The 25,887-nt window shown below is 49.2% G+C and carries 20 protein-coding genes and 1 pseudogene; 7 read left to right on the plus strand and 14 right to left on the minus strand.

Features of this window, described 5'->3' with window-relative positions; translation table 11 throughout:
• The first annotated feature begins 355 nt into the window (after positions 1-355).
• From BWI93_RS09295 to BWI93_RS28165, 7 genes and pseudogenes are all read left to right on the plus strand, one after another.
• Positions 356-1,177: an aminotransferase class IV gene (locus BWI93_RS09295; RefSeq protein WP_094810508.1), complete on the plus strand. Its 822-nt coding sequence runs from the start codon at positions 356-358 to the stop codon at positions 1,175-1,177.
• Complete coding sequence (locus BWI93_RS09300) at positions 1,174-1,806, plus strand: hypothetical protein (protein WP_094810510.1); 633 nt, start codon at positions 1,174-1,176, stop codon at positions 1,804-1,806. The genes BWI93_RS09295 and BWI93_RS09300 overlap by 4 nt, the downstream gene beginning before the upstream one ends.
• The gene (locus BWI93_RS09305) at positions 1,803-2,219 is read left to right on the plus strand and encodes a hypothetical protein (RefSeq protein ID WP_094810512.1); all 417 of its coding nucleotides are present in this window, start codon (positions 1,803-1,805) and stop codon (positions 2,217-2,219) included. The genes BWI93_RS09300 and BWI93_RS09305 overlap by 4 nt, the downstream gene beginning before the upstream one ends.
• A 124-nt stretch (positions 2,220-2,343) precedes the next feature.
• Positions 2,344-2,822, plus strand: a pseudogene (gene lysM / locus BWI93_RS09310) (peptidoglycan-binding protein LysM).
• A gap of 140 nt (positions 2,823-2,962) precedes the next feature.
• Positions 2,963-4,129, plus strand: a complete 1,167-nt coding sequence (locus BWI93_RS09315; RefSeq protein WP_094810514.1) for a metallophosphoesterase — start codon at positions 2,963-2,965, stop codon at positions 4,127-4,129.
• Positions 4,130-4,752: 623 nt separating this feature from the next.
• Positions 4,753-5,250, plus strand: coding sequence for a hypothetical protein (locus tag BWI93_RS28160; protein WP_217902252.1), 498 nt, complete (start codon positions 4,753-4,755; stop codon positions 5,248-5,250).
• On the plus strand, positions 5,172-5,780 hold the full coding sequence (locus tag BWI93_RS28165; protein ID WP_217902253.1) for an OmpA family protein: 609 nt from the start codon (positions 5,172-5,174) through the stop codon (positions 5,778-5,780). The genes BWI93_RS28160 and BWI93_RS28165 overlap by 79 nt, the downstream gene beginning before the upstream one ends.
• A 353-nt stretch (positions 5,781-6,133) precedes the next feature.
• Here BWI93_RS28165 and BWI93_RS09325 read toward each other — a convergent pair whose 3' ends face one another.
• From BWI93_RS09325 to BWI93_RS09385, 14 genes are all read right to left on the minus strand, one after another.
• Positions 6,134-6,847 (minus strand): DUF3667 domain-containing protein, encoded by a 714-nt coding sequence (locus BWI93_RS09325; protein ID WP_094810516.1) that lies wholly within the window; start codon positions 6,845-6,847, stop codon positions 6,134-6,136.
• A 224-nt stretch (positions 6,848-7,071) separates the two neighbouring features.
• On the minus strand, positions 7,072-7,728 hold the full coding sequence (locus BWI93_RS09330) for an HAD family phosphatase (RefSeq protein ID WP_094810518.1): 657 nt from the start codon (positions 7,726-7,728) through the stop codon (positions 7,072-7,074).
• A gap of 175 nt (positions 7,729-7,903) precedes the next feature.
• Positions 7,904-9,559 (minus strand): sodium/sugar symporter, encoded by a 1,656-nt coding sequence (locus tag BWI93_RS09335; RefSeq protein WP_094810520.1) that lies wholly within the window; start codon positions 9,557-9,559, stop codon positions 7,904-7,906.
• 106 nt (positions 9,560-9,665) lie between these two features.
• Complete coding sequence (locus BWI93_RS09340) at positions 9,666-10,367, minus strand: L-ribulose-5-phosphate 4-epimerase (protein ID WP_094810522.1); 702 nt, start codon at positions 10,365-10,367, stop codon at positions 9,666-9,668.
• Between the two features lie 318 nt (positions 10,368-10,685).
• On the minus strand, positions 10,686-12,170 hold the full coding sequence (araA, locus tag BWI93_RS09345; protein ID WP_094810524.1) for an L-arabinose isomerase: 1,485 nt from the start codon (positions 12,168-12,170) through the stop codon (positions 10,686-10,688).
• Between the two features lie 112 nt (positions 12,171-12,282).
• Complete coding sequence (locus tag BWI93_RS09350; protein WP_094810526.1) at positions 12,283-13,947, minus strand: ribulokinase; 1,665 nt, start codon at positions 13,945-13,947, stop codon at positions 12,283-12,285.
• Between the two features lie 158 nt (positions 13,948-14,105).
• Entirely contained in the window at positions 14,106-14,801 is a 696-nt protein-coding gene (locus BWI93_RS09355; protein ID WP_094810528.1) for an NUDIX domain-containing protein, read from the minus strand.
• Positions 14,802-15,005: 204 nt separating this feature from the next.
• Complete coding sequence (locus BWI93_RS09360) at positions 15,006-15,929, minus strand: arabinan endo-1,5-alpha-L-arabinosidase (protein WP_094810530.1); 924 nt, start codon at positions 15,927-15,929, stop codon at positions 15,006-15,008.
• A 113-nt stretch (positions 15,930-16,042) separates the two neighbouring features.
• The gene (locus tag BWI93_RS09365; protein WP_217902254.1) at positions 16,043-17,560 is read right to left on the minus strand and encodes an alpha-L-arabinofuranosidase C-terminal domain-containing protein; all 1,518 of its coding nucleotides are present in this window, start codon (positions 17,558-17,560) and stop codon (positions 16,043-16,045) included.
• A gap of 17 nt (positions 17,561-17,577) precedes the next feature.
• On the minus strand, positions 17,578-17,991 hold the full coding sequence (locus BWI93_RS28170; protein ID WP_217902255.1) for a hypothetical protein: 414 nt from the start codon (positions 17,989-17,991) through the stop codon (positions 17,578-17,580).
• 21 nt (positions 17,992-18,012) lie between these two features.
• Positions 18,013-19,548: an alpha-N-arabinofuranosidase gene (locus tag BWI93_RS09370; protein WP_094810532.1), complete on the minus strand. Its 1,536-nt coding sequence runs from the start codon at positions 19,546-19,548 to the stop codon at positions 18,013-18,015.
• 399 nt (positions 19,549-19,947) lie between these two features.
• On the minus strand, positions 19,948-20,616 hold the full coding sequence (locus tag BWI93_RS09375) for a DUF3823 domain-containing protein (protein WP_094810534.1): 669 nt from the start codon (positions 20,614-20,616) through the stop codon (positions 19,948-19,950).
• A gap of 1 nt (position 20,617) precedes the next feature.
• Positions 20,618-22,465, minus strand: coding sequence for a RagB/SusD family nutrient uptake outer membrane protein (locus BWI93_RS09380; RefSeq protein WP_094810536.1), 1,848 nt, complete (start codon positions 22,463-22,465; stop codon positions 20,618-20,620).
• Positions 22,466-22,476: 11 nt separating this feature from the next.
• Positions 22,477-25,569, minus strand: coding sequence for a TonB-dependent receptor (locus BWI93_RS09385; protein ID WP_255157788.1), 3,093 nt, complete (start codon positions 25,567-25,569; stop codon positions 22,477-22,479).
• Between the last annotated feature and the right edge of the window lie 318 nt (positions 25,570-25,887).

Genomic DNA, 25,887 nt, shown 5'->3' on the forward strand with positions numbered 1-25,887 from the left:
GTAGGTCGTTCAGTTGCCGCCATGGAATGGCTTCCGGGCGGGAGAGGTTTTCAATTTTCTGACATCTTTTGAAAGTTGATGGTTGTTAGTTATAGGTTCATAGAAGACAATCGAATACCCTATTAGACGGCATACACCCGATCCCCGTCCTATCGCATTCCATGCGGACTGAAAAACCAGCCAACTCAGCAGAACGATATAGTGCCCCTGTAATCAAAAGTTGTTGGTTTTAAACTACTCCTACACAGAATACCCAGACACTAATCAAACCTTGCTTACAAAACGTAATCATTAGTCTTTGGGAAAGAATCAAAAATCCCATCCTTATCTTTGACCGACGATATCTTTCTTCAACATGGCAGCTACTTTTTTTGTCAACGGTTCGTTCGTTCCCGAAGAACAAGCCCAACTTCATATTACCGACCTGGGTCTGTTGCGGGCCTATGGCATTTTTGATTTTTTCCGGGCCATGGACGGTCAGCCCATTTTTCAGGAAGACCACCTCGACCGCTTTGAGCGTTCAGCGGAACTGATGGGCTTGACGATTCCCGCCAGTCGGGAACAGCTTCGCGAAATCATTGCCGAACTGATTCGTCTGAATCCGCATGCCCTGCTAGGCTTGAAGCTGGTACTTACGGGTGGTTATTCACCGGATGGGTTTGCTCCCGCCGAAACACCCAATTTTTTCGTCATTCCGAAGCCCTTCGAGTTCAAAAGTCCGGACGAAGGCCTGCACTTCATGAGCGTCGAACACCAACGCCAGCTGGCCGAAGTCAAGTCACTCGATTACCTGTTGCCGATTTATTTATTACGAAAGCAACGCGAAATAGGAGCCGACGACGTATTGTATTACGAAAACGGTCTGATTACCGAATCGTCCCGTTCCAATGTGTTTGTGGTCAAAGGCGATACGCTCATTACACCTGCCGAAGGCATGTTACGCGGCATTACCCGGAAACACATCCTGCAATTTGCTCCCCAGATTATGCGGGTGGAAGAGCGTCCGGTTACGCTGGAAGAGACGCTGCAGGCCGACGAGCTTTTCACCACCGGATCGACCAAACGGATTGTACCCGTTACTAAAATTGATCAGAAACCCATCGGAACCGGACAGCCGGGGGCCGTTACCCGTAAGCTTTACGAGCTTTTTTTAAAGTACGAACAAGAAACGATTTGAAGCGATTCATTCACTTTTGCCTGTTTTTCGGAACTATCTTTCAGGCTTGCGGGCAACTCCCGCAGGCCCTGCCCGGCTGGGAAGCTTTGCGTTGTGACAGTACTCAACGCGTTAGTGCTTTAAGCCTGTATGATTTGATTCTTCCCCTGTACAGCACGGACAGTATCCGCGAAAAAACCATTGGCGTCAACCGCGTGCTGGCCTTTGTGGCGGATGAAAAAGGTACGGTTCGGTTTCTGGGTTCGCATCGGACGGGTTCAATCGCGGACTCGCTAGGCTCCCCCACTACACCTTTAGACAGTATACAACGGCACACGTACCTCGCTTCGGCAACCGACGAGCCCATTTATCTGTACGATCGCTGGTCCTGGCTGCTCAATACCACGCGTGAAGTATTTCTGACTCGCCGGGATTCACTCGTGGATTCGCTGCGTCGTCAGTTGCCGAATTATGAAATAAAAGTGATTTCCGACCTGCGAAGTGCGGAATTACAGACCAAACTGTTGGGGCGAGGCCGTAGTATGGCTCCCATTTCGTTTCACCAGCTGGGACTGGCTGCTGACCTGGGCTTTTCCGGCGGGGCCGCCTGGTCCGTAACGCGGGTCCCTACGAGGCCATTGGGGAATTGACGCCGTACTATCAATTAATATGGGGCGGAAATTTTGTGGGTTTTGTCGATCCTCCCCACTTTCAACTGTACAAAAACGCGGCGGTATTTCTGCGGGATTTCCCCATGCTCCGCTTTGAGTTTGAGCCTTTTTACGAAAATTACCTGCGACGCGTACGGCAAAAAATTGAGAATAATCGGGAAAATGAAGTTGAAGACACCAAAGCTTTATTAATGATCCTCAACGAATTCCGGCAACGGATGCCCTGTGCCTGTCAAGGAGATTCGTTAAAAACTTCGTTGCCTCAGCTGGCGAAAGTCCCCTCGCTTACCTCAGAAGACGTACTGATTTTCGGCGATTTACGGAATCAACGCTTATCCTTCTGGCGGGGCAACGAGTTGTTGATTTCGTACCGCTTGGGAATTTGGCAGTAATTCCTCAATAGTTTCCGGAAAAATACTTACTTTTCGCCCGTTCCTGATCTGAAGATGTGCTGGAATGACATTTTCCATATTTCTAGGAATACTCACTTATATTCAACCTTAACTCTCAATCCTTATGGGACTGATTTCATTCATGAAGGGGGTCGGCGAAAACCTCTTCGGTAGTAAAGATGAAGAAACCAAAGTAGCTCAGGCCAAGCCTGAAGAAGTAGAACACTGCGGGCCGGAGCTTTGTTACAAAAAGTAAAAAGCCTGGGTCTGACCTACAAAAACCTGACGATCAAAACCGCTGGTTCAACAGTTGTTTTGGAAGGCGAAGTAGACAAGCAGGAAGACGCTGAAAAAATTGCCCTGACCGTGGGTAACGTCACCGGCGTAGAACAGGTAGACAACCGCATCCGCGTGACGGCTCCGAAACCCGAGGCTCAGTATCACACTGTAGAAAAAGGCGATTCCCTTTCGAAAATTGCGGGTAAGTTTTATGGCGATGTCATGAAATACCCCGTCATTTTTGAAGCTAACAAGCCCATGCTGAAAGATCCCGATCTGATCTATCCCGGTCAGGTACTGCGGATTCCACCGCTGGAGAGCTAGTCCTTTGATTTGCGTACAAAAACGTCCCTTTCTCACCGGAAGGGACGTTTTTTATTATTAAGATTTTCTCATGTGAAAACATCTTCGCTGGCTTTTGGTAATTCTTCTAAAGAAATGTTTCTCTGCAAAACTGATCATCCGTGCGTTCCAGTAAGCAATATGTTAATCTGAGTCATAACAAGGTAGAAAACCACCTCAAAACCCTGCAAAATGAGTTTGAGGAAGAAGTAGTCCCAACGGATACCGTCACTTATAAACTCCGGCAATTTTTCTGGTCGAATTTCTTCGGTTTCGTCTACCATTATTTTAAAAGTCGATTCGGAAAACGCTATCCGTATCAGTCGTATCCGAAGGACGGGGATTCGGGTGTGTATCGAATTCCAAACGATGCGACCCTGGCCCTGCTTTCCGACTGGGCCACGGATACTATCGAATCCGATCTGGTGGGACGTTTGGTAGCCCGGTATCAGGCCGACTATACCTTACACCTGGGAGACGTCTATTTCGTTGGGGCTCCGAAAGAGATACGGGCCAACTTTCTAAATCCGGATGCCTCCTGGCCCTGGGGTACGCAGGGCAGTCTGGCCCTGTCGGGGAATCATGAAATGTACTCCAACGGTCGTGGTTACTTTGAAGAATTGCTTCCCCGCATGGGCGTCGATCAGGCGGGTGTACGCGTTTCGCAGAAGGCGGGATTTTTCTGTCTGGAAAACGATCACTGGCGAATCATTGGCTTGGATACGGGCTATACCTCCGTACGAAATCCGATTATGGAAATCATCAACCCACCGGACTGTCGCCTGAAAGATTCGCAGGTGCAATGGCTACGGGAGCAGGTAAAACTGGGTGATGCCAGCGATAGCCGCGGCCTTATTTTTCTGAGTCACCATCCCGTTTTTTCGGTGTTCAGAAATGCCTTTCCCAAGCCCGGTGAGCAGCTCCGCGAGATTCTGGGCGAAGCCACCCGGCCCGTCGCGTGGATTTACGGACATGAACATCGCATGGTGATTTACCATACGCAGGAACTGAAAAATAGTTTGACGGTACACGGCCGCTGCATCGGCCACGGCGGTATGCCCGTAGAACTCAAAGCCCCCGAAACCCACGATCCGATCTACTTCATGGACGACCGCATCCGTACCCGTCTTCGCCGTCGGGATGTGAGCTACAACGGCTTTGCGTACCTGACGCTACAGGGCCCGAATGCCGTGATGAAGTACATCGACGTAGAGGATACCATGATTTTTCAGGAGAACTGGCGGGTAGAAAATGGGGCAGTGATTGTGGAAAAGGCGGATGCGGTGTAATAACAAGATTGAGCAAAATTGAATGAGCGTATAGATTCGACCCTATTACTCTACCCCTACCTCATTAGAAGGTGAACCGTCATCGGTTATAACTGGCTAAAGTTCCGAGTAAATATCTTCTGGATTAACGCTTAAACACTTTTGGGTAACCTTACCCTAAGGTCACTTCCTGCTATTCTATTATCCGTACAAATGTTGACTTCGGGAAAAGCTAAACACTGGGAAATCCAAACTTCACGCCTTGACATTCCGTCATTTTTAAAGGCTTTCCTGGGGAAGTAAATCCGGGGTAATCACATCTACTCACCTTCGAGCTAGACGGCAATAAGCTAACTGGCGAAAAGCAGAAAATGATCCTGGGTCGTTTTACCTTTTGCAGGAAACAGGATCAAAAGTCAGTGGTCGCTCCCAATCAGGACTAAACGAATGATCGCCCGAACCGCTGGTCTAGGCTATTGGCAGAACACCTTTCCTATTTGCCGCAGATCAGCTTAGGCTTGCATTACTACTCCGGTAAGGCCCAAATTACCGCCGATTAAAAGACGCGGTGTTTGGCTAATCCTCAACACTGCCGCCACGCTCAACCTTTTTTCTTTTAACAGACGCTAAACGTACAACCGCTTATGATCAGATCCTTCAAATCACTGCTTCTGCTGGCTTGCTTTGGGTGGATTATTTCAAGTACCTCCTGCCAGAAGTCCGGTAAGGAAAATGAGAAAGCTACCGAGGCAGTCCAATCCAATGAAACGGAGCCCAAAGCCGAACCCTCGGGTACAGCGACTGCCAAACCTTTTGATGTGAGTACCCTTCCGGTATCTACTCATCCCCTCGAAGCCTTTCCCTTTTTTAGCCTTCCCAAGGGCTTAGCCGAACAAAACAAGCCCGTCCAGCGGTCTTTTGACAAATTGTTCTTTGCATTAAACGGTGTCATGACGCCGCTGGAAGGAAAAGTCTGGAAGAGTTATATCGTTACGCAGCCGGGTAGCACGGAGGAGTGGTCACTGCCCTATTTTGAAAAAGCTACGATGACGCCATCACTAAAGTGGGTGGCGTCAAGGTCTTTGATGGTGAAATTACCAGTGCAGAATACGAGCGTTACCACAATCAGGCCCCTTACTTAGGCGAAGATGGCTCGATCGGTTATACCGAAGAAAACATAAAAGTGTACGTGATTCGCCGGGCGGATGGTGGCGACATCTATATTCAGCTCAGCGGGAACAGTGCTTCCGGTAAACTCAATATCCTGCAAAAGGAAGCGTTCAAGCAAACCATTACCCTGCTGAAAGCCGATCAAATCCAGAGCCAGCTGGCGGAAAAAGGAAAAGCGGTCCTGTATATTAACTTTGATGTCGACAAGGCCACGTTGAAACCAGAGGGACAGGAAGCAGTGAAGGAAATCGAGAAAGTCCTCAACAGCGATAAAGGCCTTAAGCTTAGCATCGAAGGGCATACCGATGATACCGGCAATGCGGACCACAACAAAAAGCTGTCGGAAGATCGGGCTAAAGCTGTACTACAGGCATTAGTCGCATCCGGTACCAATCCTTCCCGCTTGAAAGCCGTCGGATACGGTGCACAAAAACCTTTAGTACCGAATGATTCGGAAGAACATAAAGCCAAGAATCGACGCGTAGAACTAGTAAAAATGTAGCCTTACAGCGGTTGCCTTGGCTTAACGTAGTAAACGGTATCGCCTTCCAGAATCAGCGTTTCATACAATGATCGATTTTTAAATTAGGCAAGGTTTACTCTAGCTTTAAAATAGTTTTTATTTTAATAACAAAGAGCTACTTCGATACGCGAAGTAGCTCTTTGTTATTAACGTATCTATCCCAAACTTTAGCAGGAGATTTGTAAGGTATCTAACCTTATTTCAACTGTATTTGAATCAAGTAAAAATATTTAAGTTGAGATTAATAAAATACTTAAGTAGTTTTCTTTCCAATGAACAAGTTAAACCATTTCATTTAAATCTATTACGAACCTATAAACAGTACTATTTAACTACCTCATCAACGTGTCAATGGCTATTCCCATAAAAACGCCTGTTAACATAAAGGTGATCATTCCTAAGAGGTAAGAAGCCAGTGCTTTGATATAGCTTCCTACTTTTTTCTTATCAAAAAATTGACCAATGGCCCAGGTATTATACACAATACTGATCATACCTCCGATCTGCATCAGTCTAAAACCCGTTACTCCCTGAAAAATTGCAAAAAGGGTATAAATTAACATACTCATTCCAATTACGAAACATAAGAGAATAAGTATTTCAAAAAAATTATAATCATACTTTCTAAAGAAAACCTTTAACCAACCAGCAATGAATACCCCCATGATAATATTGGAGTAACCATAGTGATCCTGAATCCATTTAAAGACTACGCTAACGGTAGTTTTTGTTATTTCATTATATTGTATATACGAATTTTCGATATGAAAAAAATGACTTACAATCGTATAGATTAGAGAGGTAATAATAATGAAAATAATGGGTTTAACGAGCCGACTTCTGTTATCTGAAATATAGTTTCTTACATTTTGGCCAGGATGCGTTAAAAGTTCTCTAATCGTGTATAAGATACCACGTTCAAAGTGGAGTACATGTTCAATTTCATGCACGATGTAATGCCCGTCAATCCGTTTGAGTTTAGCTGGTTGTCCGCACCCAGGGCAGTAATTTGAGTTAATTTCCGTGTTACAATTTTTACAATTCATAGGTAGGGGATTCGATCTTCAAGTACTGGATACGGCGTGCTAGGATTTGGTATTTAAAAGATGAAATTTAATACGCACATTTTGTAAATGTAAGAAAATTACAGGCAATAACTCAGCAGTTCACTGGTTATCAATGTATTAAATCTTTACTCAATAAAAAAAACGGCAGGTAGGAACCTGCCGTTAAGTAAAATCGAAATCTCGTACTACTGTTTTATACCCTATTACTTCGCTAATTCTTCTTCCAGATCAAGCTCCGTATAGTCCTTCACGCATTTCCGAACGCTGGTAAATGTTTCGAATTCTTCGGCTTTGTGCGTGGTTGTCAGGATGATGGCTTCCATCCCGGCGTTGAAGGCCGTACGGGCTCCCGTGGGGGAATCTTCGAACACCAGACATTCCTCGGGTTCTACACCCAGTGTCTGAGCAACCTGGAAAAATACGCTGGGATCGGGCTTGCCTTTCTTGACGTCCCGATCACAAACGATGGCTTTGAAGTAATGCCGAATGTTGAGATTATCCAGCACGTAATCCACGTTTTCGTACCGGGCCGCCGTACCGATGCCCATCGGAATATCCAGTTCAGCGGCTCTGGCCAGCAGTTCGGGTAAGCCATCAATGAGGCGAAGCTGTTCCAGGAAAATTTCCCGGTAGCGGGCTTCCTTCTCGGCGGAAATGCGGTCGCGTTCTTCAAACGCATACTGGTCGCCGAAGATCCGAACCAGAATATCGTCATTCATACCGTGGCAGGTAGCAATGACTTCATCCAGCGTCAGCTCCTTCCCTACCTCGGCCAGTTTCGACTGCCAGGCGTGGTGGTGCACCATCATGTTATCCACCATCGTCCCATCCATATCGAAGATCAAAGCTTTCTTTTTCATGCGGCAAAGGTAATGGTGGGTTTTGAGTTTGGGGTTTCGGGTTTAGAGTTAATTATCCCCTCTTTACCTCTATCTCGAGCTTTCTGATTTCTCAGTAGGTTATAATTCCAAAAACGAATCATGAACGATTTGGGAGAAAACAACTCTAAACCCTAAACTCAAAACGTAACAACGCTTAATAGAAGACCCCATAAATCGTTAGAATCAACCCGGTAATAGTCAGGGCACCAACGAGGAAGGAGGTGGATACTTTAAACCAGCTGGATTCAACAGCAAAGGCTTTGGGGTTGGCCTTGCCCTTGGATTCCAGTAAACTGATGGCTACGTGCACCGCTACGCAAATCCAGAATACCGTACCCATCCGGTTGAGGAAGGGCATATCCGGAGCTTGGTATTTGAACAGCGTCGAGAGTGGAATACTCAGCAAAGCCGACACCAAAGCACCGTTGGCCGTGGCTTTGTTCCAGAAGAAACCCAGTAAGAAAATTGCCAGAATACCCGGTGAAATAAAGCCCGTGTACTCCTGAATGTACTCAAAACCCTGACCAAAGTTCCGCAGGAATGGACTCAGCACCAGAGCAATAGCAAATGCCACTATGATGGAAAGACGTCCCAAGCGTACGGTTTGTTTTTCGTTCAGATCAGCATTGAAGAATTTCTTGTGAATGTCGAGTACGTAAATGGTCGAGATACTGTTCGCTTTTCCGGCCAGCGAAGCGACGATAGCTGCCGTCAGAGCCGCGAAGGCCAGACCTTTCAGACCCGTGGGCAGGAGGTTCAGCAGTACCGGATAGGAGTTATCAGGTTTGACGACGCCTCCTTCAGTAATACCGCTCACAATTGCCGGATCGGCATTTTCCTGGAACAAAACATACGCCGCCAGACCGGGCAATACCACAATAAAGGGCATCATTACTTTCAGGAAAGAAGCAAACAGCAGACCGTTTCGGGCCGTCTTGAGGTCGGCTCCGAGGGCCCGTTGCGTGATGTACTGGTTACAGCCGAAGTAGTTGAAGTTTACAATCCACTGACCACCAATGATGAACATCATCAGACCCGGTAACTGGTTGTAGGCATCGATGAACCCACCGCGACCGTCGTGTACCTGATACTCGCCCGGCGAGAAGACCATGTGCATGTGACTGTCGGCTTTTTCTTTCAACAGGCCCAGCCCTTCAAAAACGCCTGCTCCCGTACCCACCCGGTCAGACAGCAAATCCAGAGCCAGATAGGTCGTAGCCAGACCCCCTACTACCAGACAGACTACCTGAATCACGTCGGTGTAACCGATTACCTTCATCCCACCTAGCGTGATAAATACCGCAAAAACCGTCAGGAAAATAGCCGAGGGCATGAACCCAAAACCCGTCATTTTTTCCAGACTGATCGCCCCCAGGTAAATAATCGAGGTCAGGTTGACGAGGATGTACAGCAAGAGCCAGAATACCGCCATGATCGTTGCCAGCCGTCCGTCGTAACGAACCTGCAGGAATTGAGGCATGGTGTAAATCTTGTTCTTGATGTACATCGGCAGGAAGTACACGGCGATGATAATCAGGGAAAACGCACCGACTAATTCGTAAACCGAAATCGCCAGCCCCAATTGGAAGGCCTGACCGCTCATGCCGATAAACTGTTCGGCAGAAATGTTAGAAGCAATGATGGAGGAACCAATGGCCCACCAGGTAAGCGAACCTTCCGCCAGGAAGAAATCCTTGGAATCGGCGGTTTGTTTGCCTTTGTTTTTGAAGACCCAGTAACCGTATACGGCCACTATCACGAAATAAACCAGGAAAATCGTGTAGTCCAGCGATTCAAGACCGAGTGTCATAAATGGGTTTAGAGTAAGATTAGTTTTGCAGAAGGGGATTGTTAAACGTACCGCTACCGACGGCATCGTCCATAGCGATACGTGTGATTTCGTGGGTTAGGATTGCTTAGCAGCCTTGTCCGTAGTAAGCATCTTTCCCGTGTTTCCGGAAAAAGTGTTTGTCAATCAACGTCTGTTTCAGGCGGGGCACGTCCGGACGCAGGGTACAGGACAAATACGCCATCTGGGCCACGGCTTCGAGTACCCCGGCATTGTACACGGCTTTTTCCGCCGTTTTTCCCCAGGTAAACGGAGCGTGATTGCCCAGTAGAACCATCTCGACTTCTTCGTAGGAAAGGTTACGCCGTTCAAATTCGTTGAGAACCTGATAACCGGTTTCGTATTCGTAGTTGCCCTTGATCATTTCATCATCCATCGGCGGAGCACAGGGAATGTCCGTGGTCAGGTGATCGGCGTGGGTCGTACCCAGAATCGGAATATCCAGCTGAGCCTGAGCCCAGGCCGTCGCGTACGTACTATGCGTGTGCACAATGCCACCGATCTTTTCCCAATTTTTGAAGAGTACGGCGTGCGTCTTCGTATCCGACGAAGGGCGTTTGGTACCTTCGACTACCTGGGCATCGAAATCACAGATGACGATGTCTTCGGGACGCAAAAATTCGTAGGGTACACCCGAGGGTTTAATGGCAAATACGCCCTTCTCCCGGTCTACTACCGAAGCATTGCCGAACGTAAATACAACGAGATTGAGCTTGGGCAGCAGCATATTCGCCTCGTAGCACTCTTCTTTTAAGCTTTGATAACTCATGGGGTTTGAATGTTGAGTAAGCTGGCAGGGGGTTGCAGTCTGAGTGAGTTTGAGAAGTATAAGAGGTTTGACGTTTGAAGAGTAGAAGGTTTGAAAGAGTACTTTCCTTTATAACCTGATCTTACGGGTTGGAGTAGGTTTGAAAAGTATAAGGTCTGTTTTTTGAAAAGTCCTTGTTATTCAGGAATGCACGAACCCGAAACAGTCCCGTTCTACTCCTGTCAACCTAACCCTTTTCAAACCTTATACTTTTCAAACTTCAAAACGCTCAAACGTTATACCCTTCAAACCTACTCAAACCTCAAACTTCCCCTCCTACTAGCGATACGTTACGTCATTCCAGCGAAGCTCGTTTTTGAGCTGACGCAGGGTAGTATCTTTATCAATGACTACGAGTTCGGTACCGAACATATCGGCAAAGTCCTCGATGTATTCCGTTGTCAGGTTCTGGCTGTATACCGTATGGTGAGCACCGCCAGCCAGAATCCAGGCCGCACAACCCGTTTGCATATCGGGCTGGGGTTTCCATAGTACGCGGGCCACGGGCAATTTGGGCAGTTCTTCCTGAGCGGCTACGGCTTCTACTTCGTTCACCAGAATCCGGAAGCGGTTTCCAACGTCGATGATCGAAACGTTGATCGCCGGACCCGCCGCTGAATTGAATACCAGACGCACCGGATCGGCTTTACCACCGATACCCAGCGGATGGATTTCGCAGGAAGGCTGAGCGTCGGCAATCGACGGACAGATTTCCAGCATGTGTGAACCCAGTACGAGTTTATTCGCCGGATTGAAGTGGTAGGTATAATCTTCCATGAACGAGTTACCGCCCGGCAGACCGCTTGCCATGGTTTTCATGGTACGTACCATCGCCGCCGTTTTCCAGTCGCCCTCGCCACCGAAACCGTAACCCGCCGCCATCAATCGCTGCGAAGCAATACCGGGCAATTGGACCAGTCCGTGCAGGTCTTCGAAGGTATCGGTATAGGCTTTGAAATTTCCGTCTTCCAGGAATGCTTTCAGTCCCAGCTCGATACGAGCCGCTTCCCGCAGCGACTGACGGAGCTCACCATTTTGCCGAAGCGAGTTTACCACGCGGTATTCTTCTTCGTAAACGGCAACCAGTCGGTCGATTTCCGCGTCCGAAATCTGGTTTACGACCTGTACCAGATCACCAACGCCGTGCGTATTCACCGAGTACCCGAAGGTCATTTCCGCGGATACTTTGTTACCGTCCGTTACGGCTACGTATCGCATGTTGTCGCCGAAACGAACGACTTTCATGCCCTGCATTTCGTAACGAGCCGCCGATACGCGGGACCAGGTGCTGATTTGTGCAATCACATCTTCCTGCTCCCAGTGACCGACCACGACTTTCCGGTTCAGTCGCATGCGGGACATCATGAAGCCGAATTCGCGGTCGCCGTGAGCCGACTGGTTCAGGTTCATGAAATCCATGTCGATTTCACCCCAGGGAATATCCCGATTGAATTGCGTATGCAAATGCAGCATGGGCTTTTGCAAAGCTTTCAACCCCAGAATCCACATTTTAGCGGGCGAAAACGTGTGCATCCAGGTGATGATCCCGGCACAGTTTGGAGCTACGTTGGCCTCCTGAATGATGCGGTAAATTTCTTCCGAAGTCTTCACGACGGGCTTGAAAACCACCCGTACGGGCAACGACCGATCCAGATGCTCGGCGATGGTTTTGGAATGTTCATCTACCTGACGAAGCGTTTCCTCGCCGTACAAATGCTGGCTACCCGTTACGAACCAGACTTCAAATTGTTTTAAGTCAATCATGGTGTATACTTCTGAATATCAATGACTAGTTTATACTGGAATTATAAATTCCTGAGCGTTTGATTCCGGATTGCAAATCCCGAATTAACCTGTAGTAAATTTGGACTTCACCTTACGAATGCCCGAGTATCGCCGGTTCCTGCGGGCCAAACTCCACAAACTGACCAAGTTCCAGGAACTTTTGATAGAGCACTTTATAAACTTCCACCTTATCTGGCTGTGGTTCGTAAATGGCATCGAACCCGGAAGACATGGCTTCCTGAGCCTCGCTCACGTTGGCGTACAGACCCGCCGCCACGGAGGCAAACATGGCCGCACCCAGGGCACAGGCCTGATCGGATTTGGCAATTTTGATGGGCATGTCCAGCACGTTTGCCAGGGTTTGCATGGCAAAAGCCGACTTGCGGGCTACGCCACCAATGGCAATGACCTGCTTGATGGGGACGCCTTCCTGCACGAAACGATCCACGATATTTTTCGAACCGTAGGCCGTTGCTTCCACCAGAGCTTTGAATACCCGGGCGGTATCACTTCCCAGATTCAGGCCCATGATGGCTCCCTTCAGCGTATGATTCGCGTCGGGCGTACGGCGACCGTTGAACCAGTCAATCGCGACGGCATCGTTTTCAGTCACGGGTAACTGAGCCGCTTTTTCGGATAAATGCGGAATGAGTTGTTTACGCAGCGTTTCAGCCGCTTCCTCGCCGAGCAATTCGCGAACGGGTTGCAGTACGAGGCGTTGCAGCCAGGCGTAAATATCCCCGTAGGCGGACATCCCCGCTTCCATTCCCAGCATACCAGGAATGACCGAACCATCCACCTGACCGCAGATACCACGTACCAGCAGATTACCGATTTCTTCCGTCGGAGCGACCAGCATATCGCAGGTAGACGTACCAATCACTTTGCAAAGCGAATACGCTTCAATGGTACCGCCTACGGCTCCCATGTGGGCATCGAAAGCTCCTACGCCGATGATGGCCTCGTCGGAAATACCCAGCTTTTCAGCCCATTCCTTCGAGATTTTGCCCATAGCTTCGTCCGACGTATAGGTATCGTGGAAAAGGCGACCCCGAATACCCGTTAGTAGCGGATCGAGTTGAGTCAGGAATTCTTCGGAAGGCAGACCGTCGAAGTCTTCGTGCCAGAGGGCTTTATGGCCGGCGGCACAACGGCTGCGTTTCAGCGTCAATGGGTTCGTATTTCCCGTCAAAACGGCCGACACCCAGTCGCAATGTTCCACCCAGGAAAACGCTTTTTCCCGTACTTTTTCATCCACGCGAAGTATACGCAGAATCTTTGCCCAGAACCACTCGGAAGAATAAATACCGCCGACGTACTTCGTAAAATCAAGATCCCAGGAATGGGCTAAATCATTGATTTCCTGAGCTTCTTTATTGGCCGTATGATCCTTCCAGAGAATGAACATACCGTTAGGATTCTCGGCAAATTCGGGCAGTAAAGACAAGGGCGTACCGTTTTCATCCACCGGGCCGGGGGTCGAACCCGTGGTGTCTACGGAGATCCCGACTACGTTCTGACGTACTTCGTCCGTAGTATTGGCTAGGGCTCCTTTGATGGAAAATTCCAGGCCTTCCAGATAATCCAGAGGATGCTGACGAAACTGGGAATGCGGAGCATCACAGTACAAACCCTGTTTCCAGCGAGGGTACTCGTATACCGCCGTTCCTACCTCCGCTCCCGTCTGAGCATTCAGTACCAGAGCCCGTACGGAATCCGTTCCGTAGTCTACGCCAATGACGTATTTTGTTTCCATTTGTATGCTAAAGTGTTAATCTGACACATTCATTATCGTACACGGACGCCATTCGACGCTTTTTGCTGCATTTTCTATGGCTTGAACCTGTATTTCCTCTCGCTTCTTGACTCTACTCAAGACGCTGGTTCGCCTTTGAAAACCTTACAATCTGGCGATTAAAAATCACTGATAAAGTGAAGGAAAGCATTAAACTGTTTCTGGTATCGTTCCTGATCGAGTCGGTACAGGATGGCTTTTTTCGTCAGACTCTGTTCGTTTTTTTCGCCTGTATCTTTCAGCAGTTTCGTGGAAAGAATCTTCCGGCTGAAATTCCGGCGGTCGAAAGCCTGACTGTAAATGGCTTCGTATAAACGCTGTAGCTGAGGAATCGTAAATTTTTCGGGAAGTAACTCAAAACCAATGGGGTGCAGGGCCGCTTTGTACCGCAGACGTTGCAGGGCCATTTGTACCATCCGGCCGTGATCGAAAATCAGATCCGGCATGGTTTCCAGACTTTGCCAGTACGCATTTTTCGAACGGGCTAATTCTGCGTCATGGTCGGAGATGTTGATTAACGCGTAAAAACTGACGGATACGGTCCGCTCGACTGGATCACGCTGCACCTCACCGAAGGTATGCAGTTGTTCCATGTACACATTCTCCAGGCCCGTCAGTTCATGCAAAATGCGTTTGGCCCCTACTTCCAGATCTTCGTTTTCATTCAAAAATCCGCCCATCAGAGACCATTTTCCCTGCTCCGGCTCGAAGTTCCGTTTAATGACTAACAACTTCAGTTCCTCGCCATCGAAGCCAAAAATGATACAATCGGTGGCAACCAGCACGCGGTTGGAATGAGGATACTTTAGAAGCATGGAGGTACAAGGTGGCTGCGGAACAATACGCTTAAATCGTGTCGAAATAACACAATATTTTTGTATTTACCATATATTTTTTAAAATTATTTAAGCTTCGAAATGGGAAATAAAGATAGGAATGGACGGGCGGTTCACTACTACGTTTTAACGATAGCTTGTAACCAAATGCGAAGTCCGTTAGCTTGGTTTTGATGCCTAAACTTAGGGAGTTAGTATCGGCCAGCCCTTTTTAAACTGAAGCTTCAGTAATCGCAGTTTCGATTTACCATTATCATTGGCATCGTAGTAATGGGTAGATACCAATCGTTTCTCAGCGAGTAATCCCACGTGGCCCGGACCAATAAACTCTCCTGACGTTCGCAGTACTATCGTTCCTCCTCCCTTCGCCAGATCCTTCCCCGTATCATCCAGAAACGGTCCTAAGGGTTGTTCCGAGCGGCCTACTACGATGGTATACGTACTATTTACTCCCTTACAGCATAGACCGTTATTGACGAACAGGTAATAGTACTTTCCTTCTTTGATCAGACAGGCGGCTTCCCAGTCCGAAGCGTTGCCGCCCGCGACTTTCGTTAGCGTGGCTCCCGTCTTGATTTTTCCGGTTGACGTATCCAGTTCCACCGTCGCAATTCCACCAAAAAACGAACCGTACGTTAGATAAACTTTACCGTCCGTATCGCGAAACAGGTTAGGGTCGATGGCATTATAGCCTTTACGGTCGCTGGATTCGATCACCAAGCCCTGATCCTGCCACTGGTACTGCGGGGAAGCGGCATCGAGCGTGACGTTCGTCGCCAGTCCCAAAGCCGAAGTCGAAGCCCCAAACGTTGAACAGGAATAGTACAGATAATACTTTCCATTCATAAACAGCAGATCGGGAGCCCAGAAGTGGCCTTTGAACCCGGGAACGCTGGTGTTGATCCATTCCGGCCAGGTACCCTTTTTGAATACCGGTTCGCTTTGCTGCCAGCTTTTTAAATCCGTGGAGGTGTGTACTGTGATGCCGTGCCCGGTTGAGAAGAAATAGTACTTATCGCCCTCTTTTAGAATGGTACTCGGATCGTGCGTAGCAGGAGCCTGCGAGAAAGCCCATACCGGTAGAAGAAACAAAAGCCAGCGAAGCATAGAATAGTCCAGAGGTTTAGCGTAGGAAATCTGAATTTCAATCTTGTAGTCGACTTAAAAAGAAGGCCGGGATTACCAAACCCGGCCTTGCATGAGCACCAACAGAACAAGTACTACTTTACTACTTTTACCCGTATAACCGTGAATGACTGCGGAGCCAGTGTCAGGTTGAGCTTCGTTCCTTTTACGGCCAGCTCTTCCTCCGTCGGACTCACCTGTTTGGGCTGATCGAAGCTATTCACGGCTCCCGGTTCGCTGCTTTTCAGCGTGAAGCGTTTGCCTTTATTTTCCAGTTTTTTGACGCCTTCCAGATTGACCGTATGCGTTTGCGGGTGACCGGAAGCATTGACGAGTTTCAGAATTACCTCTTTCGTGGGTTCGTCCCAGGTAGCGGATGCGTACAATTGTTCCTTGCCCGTAATCAACTGATTATTGGAAAGGATGGGCAGCACTTTGGTACCCTTATTGGTCGAATACAACTTCTGCACGTAGTAGTTGGGCGTTCCGTACGATTGCAGGTTGTTCATCCAGATCAAATCAGGCGTCCATTGCCAGCCGTCGGCGTGGGCAAACAGTGGAGCGTACGAAGCCATGTGCACAACATCGGCGTTCCGTTCCAGACCCGTCATGAAAGCCGCCTCCGATAAGGCACAAAGCCAGGTATTCCGGTTCTCAGGACTGGCGATATCTTTACTTTGGGAAGCGTACTCGCCGGCGAAAATCTTGGGACCGTTGCGGTCGTAATCATCGTAACGCGTGGCATTTTCCAGAAACCACTCGGGCTTGCGGTAGTAATGCTCGTCGATAATATCGGCTTTCAGCGATCGTAATTTCCCATTGAGAAAACCGAAGACTTCCCCATCCGGATTTGGTCCGGCACTCGAAATCAGGCGAACCTCCGGGTATTTGGACTTGATCGCTTTCTCGAATACAATGTATCGATCAATGTACTGTGGCCCCCACTGCTCGTTACCTACCCCCAGTAATTTGAGGTTGAACGGAGCCGGGTGCCCCATGTCTGCTCTGAGTTTTCCCCATTTGGTATCTGTCGAACCATTCGCAAATTCAATCAGATCCAGAGCATCCTGTACGTACGGATCCAGTTCTTCGACGGGTACTACTTCTGCCGTGTTGTACTGACAGGCCATGCCGCAATTCAGAATGGGCAGGGGTTCAGCTCCAATGTCCTCCGCCAGTTGGAAATATTCGAAGAAACCCAGTCCAAACGTCTGGAAATAATCGGGCGTCAGCCGGTGTTTGAATTCCTTATTCCAGCGGTTGATGGCTACTTCACGACCTTCCAGCGGCCCTACCGTCTTTTTCCACTGATACCGATTGCTCAGGTCCATGCCTTCCACGATACAGCCACCGGGAAACCGCAGAAAACCGGGTTTCATATCGGCCAGCAACTGGACCAGATCGGCCCGTAAGCCGCCCGGACGGTTTTTCCAGGTGTCCTGCGGGAAAAGCGAAATCATGTCTAGATCGGCTGTTCCGGTGCCTTCAAACCAGACGTTGAGCTTGGCCTTGGGTTCGGTACCGTTCGACGTGAAACGTACGGAATGCTTTTTCCAGTCGGTACTGTTGAGGGGCAACGAAGCCGTGCCGAGTACCTGACCGTCGGGTTTCACGAGTTCGAGTTTCAGCGTCAGATTTCCTTCGACGTTACGCGAGAGTACGGAGAATCGTAGCCGACGCCCTGCTTGACGCCCATCCCCCGAAAACCTTCGTTGGTCAATCCATACTTCCCACCTTCGGTCTTCACGCGAATGAACCGGGGGTTTTCGGGCTGATCCTGCCGGTTGAGTACCAGCACGCTTGCTTTCGGGTTTTTCTGCTCTTTCCAGCCCATCATCGGAGACTCGAACTCAAAAGAGCGATTTTTGATCAGTTCAGCGTACAGGCCGCCGTCAGCTCCCATATTAATATCCTCGAAAAACAGACCCCACATGGTCGGTTGGATCTCCGCTTTGGGCTGATTCACCTTCACCACCAGCGGGTTCTGAGCCAGTACCTGTCCGGCCAAACCCAAGGCCAGTATCGTTGTATACCACTTTTGCATTGCGTATGCTGTTAATATCACTTACTTGAGTTCCAGTACGACTACAGAAGCCGGTGGAAGTTTAACCTTCAGTTGGCTACCCGACAGACTCGCTCCGTTGAAGGTGACCGGATGTATTTTGTTGGGGTTTTCGAAGGTGTTGTAATCCTGCAATTTTCCGGAAGACAGTACCCGACCGCTTACCGTTTTCAGGTTCATTCCTTTCAGTTCCACCGTGATGTCCTGCTCTTTCTTGGGATCGATATTCACGAGTGATACGTGTGTCAAACCACTTTTATCTTTCGACGCCGATGCCGAAACGGCTTTCAACTTATCCGATTCGAAGGCGTAATCGTTGCTTTTCAATTGAACGGGCAGCAGGGTGGCGTCCTGGTGCACGTTGTACATTTCCATGACGTGGTACGTAGGCGTCAGGATCATCTTTTCGCCCTTCGTTAGGATGACCGACTGTAGTACGTTCACGACCTGAGCCAGATTGGCCATGCGAATCCGGTCGGCGTGGTTATGGAAAATGTTCAGGGTTACACCCGCAATCATGGCATCCCGGATGGTATTCTGCTGGTACAGAAAACCCGGGTTGGTTCCTGGCTCAACCTCGTACCATCCACCCCATTCGTCCACCACCAAGGCTATTTTTTTCTTCGGGTCGTACTTGTCCATGATGGCACTGTGTTTCTGGACGAGTTCTTCCATAAACAAAGCCTGCTTCATCGTGCCGAAATACTGTTTTTCGTCGAATTCCGTTGAAGGGCCTTTTTTCTGCCAGTTCGTTACTGAATAGTGGTGCAGAGCCACCCCCGCCAGTAATTCATGGGGAATGTCCCGCATGAGCACTTCCGTCCAGTTGTAGTCGGCGGAATTGGCCCCGGAGGCGATTCGGAACAACTTGGCTCCATTGCCGTCCGGCATAAAGGTGGCGTACTTACGGTATTCGTTGGCGTAATATTCGGGCTTCATATTACCGCCGCAGCCCCAGGCTTCGTTACCGACCCCCCAATATTTAACATTCCAGGGTTTTGCCCGGCCGTTTTCCTGCCGCAGGTTCGACATGGGGCTTTTGCCTTCAAAGTTCACGTACTGTACCCATTCGGTCAGTTCCTGAACTGTTCCACTACCGACGTTACCCGCCAGGTACGGCTCCGCTCCCAGGCGTTCGCACAAGTCGAGGAAGTCATGCGTACCGAAGCTGTTATCTTCCGTTACCCCACCCCACCAGGTATTGACCATCGATGGACGCTTACCCTTGGGACCAATGCCATCTTTCCAGTGATAGGTATCCGCAAAACAGCCGCCGGGCCAGCGAAGGTTGGGGATTTTCAATTTCTTGAGAGCATCGACCAGATCGTTGCGTATGCCTTTTTGATTGGGAATTTTTGTATTCTTTTCCCCCACGTAAATGCCGTCGTAAATACAGCGTCCAAGGTGTTCAGCAAAGTGGCCGTAAATGTGTTTGTCAATGATAACGTTTTCCGAAGAAGTACTGATCGTCAGCTGATTTTGGGCAACCGCCCAGCTGGAAACCAACGCACAGGCTAGCGTAGTAAGTGCTTTTTTCATAGTAAGTCAAGGCCGCGATTCAATGTGTTTAGGCGAAATGTTCTTGTTCAACGCTACGATACTACCTTCAAAAGTAAAAGGTTGAAAAGGGTTTGACTCCCTACGGTTTACCTGTTTATTCCTTTATTTTGACATTTCTGCAAGACATCTAAAAAAATATAGTCAAAATAGTGTTTAATGTCATCTACCTGAAAGATTTGTAGCAGTAATTCTTTCGTGTCTTTACCTGAATAGGATTCAATCCAGCCCCGATTCACGGATTTTCATGATCCTGTAAACACTTTCGCACTAACCTCAACTGAATTCATTCGTACCCATTCATTCGATACGGTAGCATGGAATGAATGAGTACGAGCGAATCCTTAAACCCTCTATTTGGGGACGATCGGTTTGTTTACTTTACCATTTAATTTCCTGCACGGGCGAGTACAGCAATTCGGCCACCCCGGCCGTTTTTACCCCGATTCGGCCATACGCGTAATTTTTCCCTAATGACGTCGGCACGGCTAAGGTGAAGGATAAGGTTTTACTCAGGTCCGCCAGAGCCGTACCCGTCAGATCTACGCGGCCAGCGTTGTTGTTGACATCCACAAACTTCGTGGCTCCCACGTAAAACGTCACCCGCTCGATGGCCCGGCTTGTGACCACGCCGTTGATCTTTGCCGTGGCCAGGAGGTTGTTTCCATCTTTGCGGTACTGTTCCCCACTGACGGTATAGTAAGGCTGCACGGGCACATCGACCTGGGTATTGCCTCGTACGGACACCCGAACCGTATCGCTGTTATCTACCCAGGGACCATTACCCCGCAGCAGTACAAGTTTATAATCGCCATTGAAAAGGGTAGCCTCAAATGAGCCATCCTGGGCTACGTATACGGGAATTTTGGTGTATACCTGAAAGCCCGGCTGCCAGAGTTCAAGCTGAACGCCATTGCTGCGTACGCCAACGGGCTGATTCTGGTAGATGACCCGCCCCTGTAGTACCGAAGCCGGAGCATCGAAATTATCCTTGGCACAACCCACCAGGCCGAGCACGACGGTCAGTAATCCATAAAAAAGCGTTTTCATATCAGTGGAAGGGGTTTCTGATAATTTTAGGGTTATTGTTAATCACGGTCTGATCGATGGATGAATAGTAATTTCCCATCTGGAACTGACGCGGAGCCCGGTACCGGGGAGCCACCAGTTTATCGAACACGTATTTGCCATCCCGGGGATCGCCGGGCCGTACCACGCGGTAGGGATACAGAGCATACGCCATGGCGTCGGGGTTGGAGTTGCTTCCGTTCCAGACTTCGTGGGCAATTCGCCAGCGTTTCAGATCCCAGACGCGGTGATCCTCAAAAGCCAGTTCTACCCGACGCTCATTCTGAATTTTCTGGATGGTCACCGTTTTTAAAGCATTCGCTGCAAAACCGGCCCGTTGCCGAAGCGTATTCAGATACTGCAGGGCATCGGCCGTCTGACCGAGTTCGAAAGCAGCTTCGGCGGCGTTGAGGTACACCTCACCCAGCCGGAAACGTACCCACCACATATCGCTTCGAATCCCCCGCGTGCTGGACATCGTCGCCGGATCAATGTATTTCCGCAGGTAAAAGCCGGTATTGGAAACTTCCGTCTGTGAGCGTTGCGGACCGGAGGTACCCGTTAGTAATTTCCCATCCGTATGCGTAGCACCCAGCACGTTTGATTCCACCGTCTGGTAAGTCGTACCATTCCAAACCTTTACGCCCGCCTGAATCTGTACATCCTGGCCTTTGAACGTCGTTCCCGGATAGATGATGGTTCCGTACAAACGAGCGTCTTTGTTGGCAAAAATATCCTGCAGACGATCGTAGTAGATGTAGTCGCCATTGTCAGCAGTACGGTTTTTCAATTCACCGGAACTCCCATCCAGGTACTCATAATCTTCCACCAGATTCAGCGTAGGCGTCACGGCTGAGGACCCCAAATTATCTTCGCGAATGCCACGGGCAATGTTATCATACGAAAACCCATGGCGTTTATCTTTCGATACCAGGTAATCTTTCGCCAGAATGACTTCCTTATTATTCTGTTTTTTGGTAATGGCTTCGAAGAAATTTTCGCCCGGATTCGGGTTCGTCTGATACAGCGAATAAGCTCCGGAAGCAATAATTTCCTTCGCGGCGGCCAGCGACTGCGTGTAGTATTGGCTGGCTCGGGCGGCGGGAATTCCCACGACGGCTCCGGGCAAAGTAATAGGCGAACTCATTTGGTTGTTGTACTTGGCAATGGAAGCGGCGTAGAGTAAAGCCCGGCTTTTCAGAGCCAGAGCGGTATACTTGTTGGCCCGGGTATTGCTACCCGCATTGCCCAGTTGCTCTTTCACCGCGTCGAGTTCGGAGGCAATGAAATCGTAGACCTCTTCTTCCTTGTTACGGGGCTGTTGCAGGGGTTCAGGATTGCCGCTGAAATCATACACCAGTTGTTTCGTCACGATGGGTACACCGCCCATGCGTTTCACCAGCTCGAAGTACTGATACGCCCGCAGAAACCGCAACTCCGCCGCAAACTGGCTCTTTTGGGTAGCCGACAGGTTGGTACCGTAGCGTTCGATACTTTCCATCGCCAGGTTGATGTCACGAATCAGGCCGTAATCCCACAAACGCCAGCGATCGAAGGGGTACGCGATGATGTTATTGCGATCATCGTTGTTGCCCGACCACATAGCCTCGTCGTAGGCAGCCATTTCGGCCCAGCCCCCTTCCAGCTCAGCGTGGGCGGGCAGACGGTCGTAGTAGTTGGCCAGCAGACTGGTAATCATTTTCGGATCATTCCATACCTGCTCTTCCGTAATTAGCGTAGGCGATTTCCGCTCCAGCCAGTCTCCTTTTTGGCAACTGGAAGCGGCGAATACCGCGGCCGCCAGCACAAAATGTTTATACGATAATTTCATTGAAGTAGCTTTTAGAGATTCAGACTAAATCCGGCATTTACGAGGCGTTGTTGTGGGTATACCAAAGCGTTGCCGGAAGAGATTTCGGGGTCAATTCCGAAACTCTTGACGTTGTCGAAGGAGAAGAGATTGGTACCATTCACGTATACCCGCAGGCCTGATAATTTCAGCTTTTTGAGTACGGGTGATGGAATATTGTAGGCCAGTTCCAGGTTACGCAACCGAATGTAGCTTACGTTGGTTAACCAGAAATCGCTCTTGCGGAAGTTGACGTGACTGGGGTTATCCTTCCGAACGGCCGGATATGTACCAGGCACCCAGGGGCTGTCGGGGTTGAATGGGTCCTGCCGATGCCAGCGATCTTCGAAGATGTAGGCGGGTGATGTTCCATTGTTCTGGAAAGGAATCTTCATCTCCCAGTTCCGCTGGAAGGTCTGCATGGTCGCTCCGGCGAAATCGAACTGAAGGGTAAAGCCTTTCCAGGATACACTGCTGTTGATCCCAAAACTCACGTACGGGTTGGCTCCTTCGGCGTAACCAATGGGTCGTTCATCCAGCTCATTGATGATTTTATCGCCGTTGACATCCTTGTAGATGAAATCGCCCGGCAACTGCGTGCGGTTGCCCTGTCCGTCGTTGTTGACGTTGTAATTGTCGATTTCAGCCTGTGACTGAAACCGGCCCACCACCTGATACCCCCAGTTGATGTTGGCCCAGCGTTGTTCCCAGGAGTTCCGGTACTGGTCCCAGGAGTTTCCGTATCGGGGTTTGTAGCGACCCTGTACGTCCCAGCGGCGAGCTACAGTTCCATTGACGCTGAATGAATACTGCACCTCATTGATCCGGTTCCGGTACGTCAGCACCCCTTCCAGACCCCGGTGGGCGTCCGAGTTCAGGTTTTCGTTGGGTAAAGTATAGCCTACTTCGCTGGGCAGTAACACATCGTAGCGGGCGGCGGGTAAGCCTTCGCGTAAACGTTCGAAGGCATCAAACGTACCCGAGAATTTGCCATCCCAGAACGAAAAGTCAATTCCCACGTTACGGGACGTATTTTCTACCCAGGAAAGATTTCGAATGGGCAGCCCCCGGGGTTGTAGCCCCGTTACCAGGTTTCCGTCAAAAACGGCCGTACGACTGTTCCAGTTGTAACCCGGCAGATAGCTGAAGGGAGCTACAATGAAATCGTTACCGCTTAAATCACTACCCGTTTTTCCGTACGAAACCCGCAGCTTCAAATCATCCAGAAAATTACTGGTGCGATCTTTCAGGAAAGGTTCTTCCGACAATCGCCATCCCAAGGACACCCCGGGGAAGAAGCCGTACCGCCGATTGGGAGCAAAGAGAAAGGAACCATCGTAGCGACCCACGGCCTCAAAGAGGTATTTCTGTTTGTAGTTGTAGTTTAAACGGCCAATGTAACCCGCCCGGGCCTGTACATTCCACTCGTCAATCAATAAATCCTGATTAGCGAAATACTGAATCGGAATGTAGTTGTTGGGTGGTACCGTATGGACAACCATATACTTATTGTCCTGATCGTACCGTTCGTAAGCAGCTACTGCTGCTACCGTATGATCGCCCCATTGCTTGTTGTAACTCAGCTGAATCTGAGCGAACCGGTCGATGATGTTACGTTTCCGACGTTCCCGCCAGGGGTTTTGATTTCCACCACCCGGAACCACGTTGTACGTATCCGTTGCTTCGTCGTAACGGTAGGCATTATAGGTGTATTCAAAACCATCAAAATCAAAGTTGGTAAACGCATAGGAATACGTACCCTTCACCGACAGACCAAAATTAAAGTCATACTGAGCGTAGAAGTTACCCTTCCCATTCATCCATACTTCGTCAATGTAACCGGTAACGTCTTCTTTATACGTTGCCGGGTTTACGTTCACGTTATGCGTTTGATTGATGTAATTCGGATTATCATTCGCATAAGGCCGCTCGGTGGGCCACATGGTGAAGATACTCAGGAAAGGGTTGAAATAATCGTCCAGTCCGGGTACCCCTACCTGGTGGCGAAATTCACGCCGGGCACTTAGCTGCGTACCGATTTTAAACCGTTTCGCCAGAGCTACCTCTACGTTGGTCTGGATGTTGGTCCGGTTAAACCGATAATCTTTAATCAACGCTTCCTGTCCCAGGTGTCCAACGGATACGTAATAGTTTACGGTTTCATTGGCTCCTGAAGCATTGGCATTGAGTGAGAACTGGGGTACGTTAGGCCGCATGACCATATCGTAATAATCGAAACTGCGGTAATTTTTCTCCGTACCCGCTTTCCACTTCGCCAGTTCCTCCGGCGTCCAGGTCGTGTTGATCCGTTGATTCTGATCTGATTCCACCTGAGCCCGAACGTGCTGGTAAGCATTGGCGGGACGTGGGTACCGGGTGAAATTCTGCACCCCGTAATAGCCATTAATATTGATGAGTGGCTTGCTGCCGATCTTCCCGCGTTTCGTGGTTACCAGCACTACCCCGTTGGCTGCCCGTAATCCGTAGATGGAAGCGGAGGCATCTTTCAGAATGGAAATGTTATCAATATCATTCTGACCCAGGTTGTTGAAATTGCCTTCATCCGAAGGAACGCCATCGATAATGAACAAGGGAGTACCCATGTTACGGATCTGAATATTCGTTCCGGCTCCGGGGCGGGCGTCGGCCTGACGAGCCGTAATACCCTGAATTTTACCCACTAACGCTCCGGATGTAGTAACGGCGGGTGTACGTAACAGATCGGACGATTTCAGCGTACCCACTGCTCCGGTCACGGTAGCCCGCGACTGTGTGGTATAGCCTACGACAACTACCTCACTGAGGTTTTTGGTATCGGGCTGGAGCGTAACCGTCAGCTGGGTCAGAGAGCCTACCGCCATTTCCTGCGGCACGTAGCCTACAAAACTGAAAATCAATACCGATTCATTATCGGGAACACTGATTTTAAATTTTCCCTGAGCATCCGTAATAACACCCCGGGTCGTCCCTTTTAGCAGAACGCTTACTCCCAGAAGCGGCTCACCGCTGGGACTGCTAACCGTTCCGGAAACGACTACATCCGCCGCTTGTACCGGCAGTCGTACGACACAACAGAGCAGTAGCATAAATAGCCAGAAGGTTGATCCTCCCGGTAAGAAAAGTCGATTTTTTAGCATAGAAGTAAAGGTTTTTAGGAAATCGATCAGGCAATACAGACACAGGCTCCTTCGCTGGGCGAAGTGCACATTAAGGCAGATCAATACAAACTTGGATTGCAGAAAAGGTTCTCTTCTACCAATGGAAATACGTTACGTTACAGTCATAGTGGAAAGGATTAGGAAGCGATTGATTAGGTGTAATTCTAGCGGCAAGTCGTAAGTGACTAGCGGATTATATTCACTATCCAAGAAAATAGTGAATTTATCCACTAAGACAAATGTATT

It is taken from the genome of Siphonobacter sp. BAB-5385, from assembly GCF_002261125.1.
In the GTDB taxonomy this organism is placed as follows: Bacteria; Bacteroidota; Bacteroidia; order Cytophagales; family Spirosomataceae; genus Siphonobacter.

Excerpts from the sequence above, each read along its gene's own strand:
- BWI93_RS09385 (WP_255157788.1), bottom strand. The coding sequence starts at position 25,569 with ATGCTACTGCTCTGTTGTGTCGTACGACTGCCGGTACAAGCGGCGGAT.
- BWI93_RS09325 (WP_094810516.1), bottom strand. The coding sequence starts at position 6,847 with ATGAATTGTAAAAATTGTAACACGGAAATTAACTCAAATTACTGCCCT.
- BWI93_RS09340 (WP_094810522.1), bottom strand. The coding sequence starts at position 10,367 with ATGAGTTATCAAAGCTTAAAAGAAGAGTGCTACGAGGCGAATATGCTG.
- BWI93_RS09295 (WP_094810508.1), top strand. The coding sequence starts at position 356 with ATGGCAGCTACTTTTTTTGTCAACGGTTCGTTCGTTCCCGAAGAACAA.
- BWI93_RS28170 (WP_217902255.1), bottom strand. The coding sequence starts at position 17,991 with ATGCAAAAGTGGTATACAACGATACTGGCCTTGGGTTTGGCCGGACAG.
- BWI93_RS28160 (WP_217902252.1), top strand. The coding sequence starts at position 4,753 with ATGATCAGATCCTTCAAATCACTGCTTCTGCTGGCTTGCTTTGGGTGG.
- BWI93_RS09370 (WP_094810532.1), bottom strand. The coding sequence starts at position 19,548 with ATGAAAAAAGCACTTACTACGCTAGCCTGTGCGTTGGTTTCCAGCTGG.
- BWI93_RS09380 (WP_094810536.1), bottom strand. The coding sequence starts at position 22,465 with ATGAAATTATCGTATAAACATTTTGTGCTGGCGGCCGCGGTATTCGCC.
- BWI93_RS09335 (WP_094810520.1), bottom strand. The coding sequence starts at position 9,559 with ATGACACTCGGTCTTGAATCGCTGGACTACACGATTTTCCTGGTTTAT.
- BWI93_RS09330 (WP_094810518.1), bottom strand. The coding sequence starts at position 7,728 with ATGAAAAAGAAAGCTTTGATCTTCGATATGGATGGGACGATGGTGGAT.
- araA (WP_094810524.1), bottom strand. The coding sequence starts at position 12,170 with ATGATTGACTTAAAACAATTTGAAGTCTGGTTCGTAACGGGTAGCCAG.
- BWI93_RS09350 (WP_094810526.1), bottom strand. The coding sequence starts at position 13,947 with ATGGAAACAAAATACGTCATTGGCGTAGACTACGGAACGGATTCCGTA.
- BWI93_RS09355 (WP_094810528.1), bottom strand. The coding sequence starts at position 14,801 with ATGCTTCTAAAGTATCCTCATTCCAACCGCGTGCTGGTTGCCACCGAT.
- BWI93_RS09360 (WP_094810530.1), bottom strand. The coding sequence starts at position 15,929 with ATGCTTCGCTGGCTTTTGTTTCTTCTACCGGTATGGGCTTTCTCGCAG.
- BWI93_RS09375 (WP_094810534.1), bottom strand. The coding sequence starts at position 20,616 with ATGAAAACGCTTTTTTATGGATTACTGACCGTCGTGCTCGGCCTGGTG.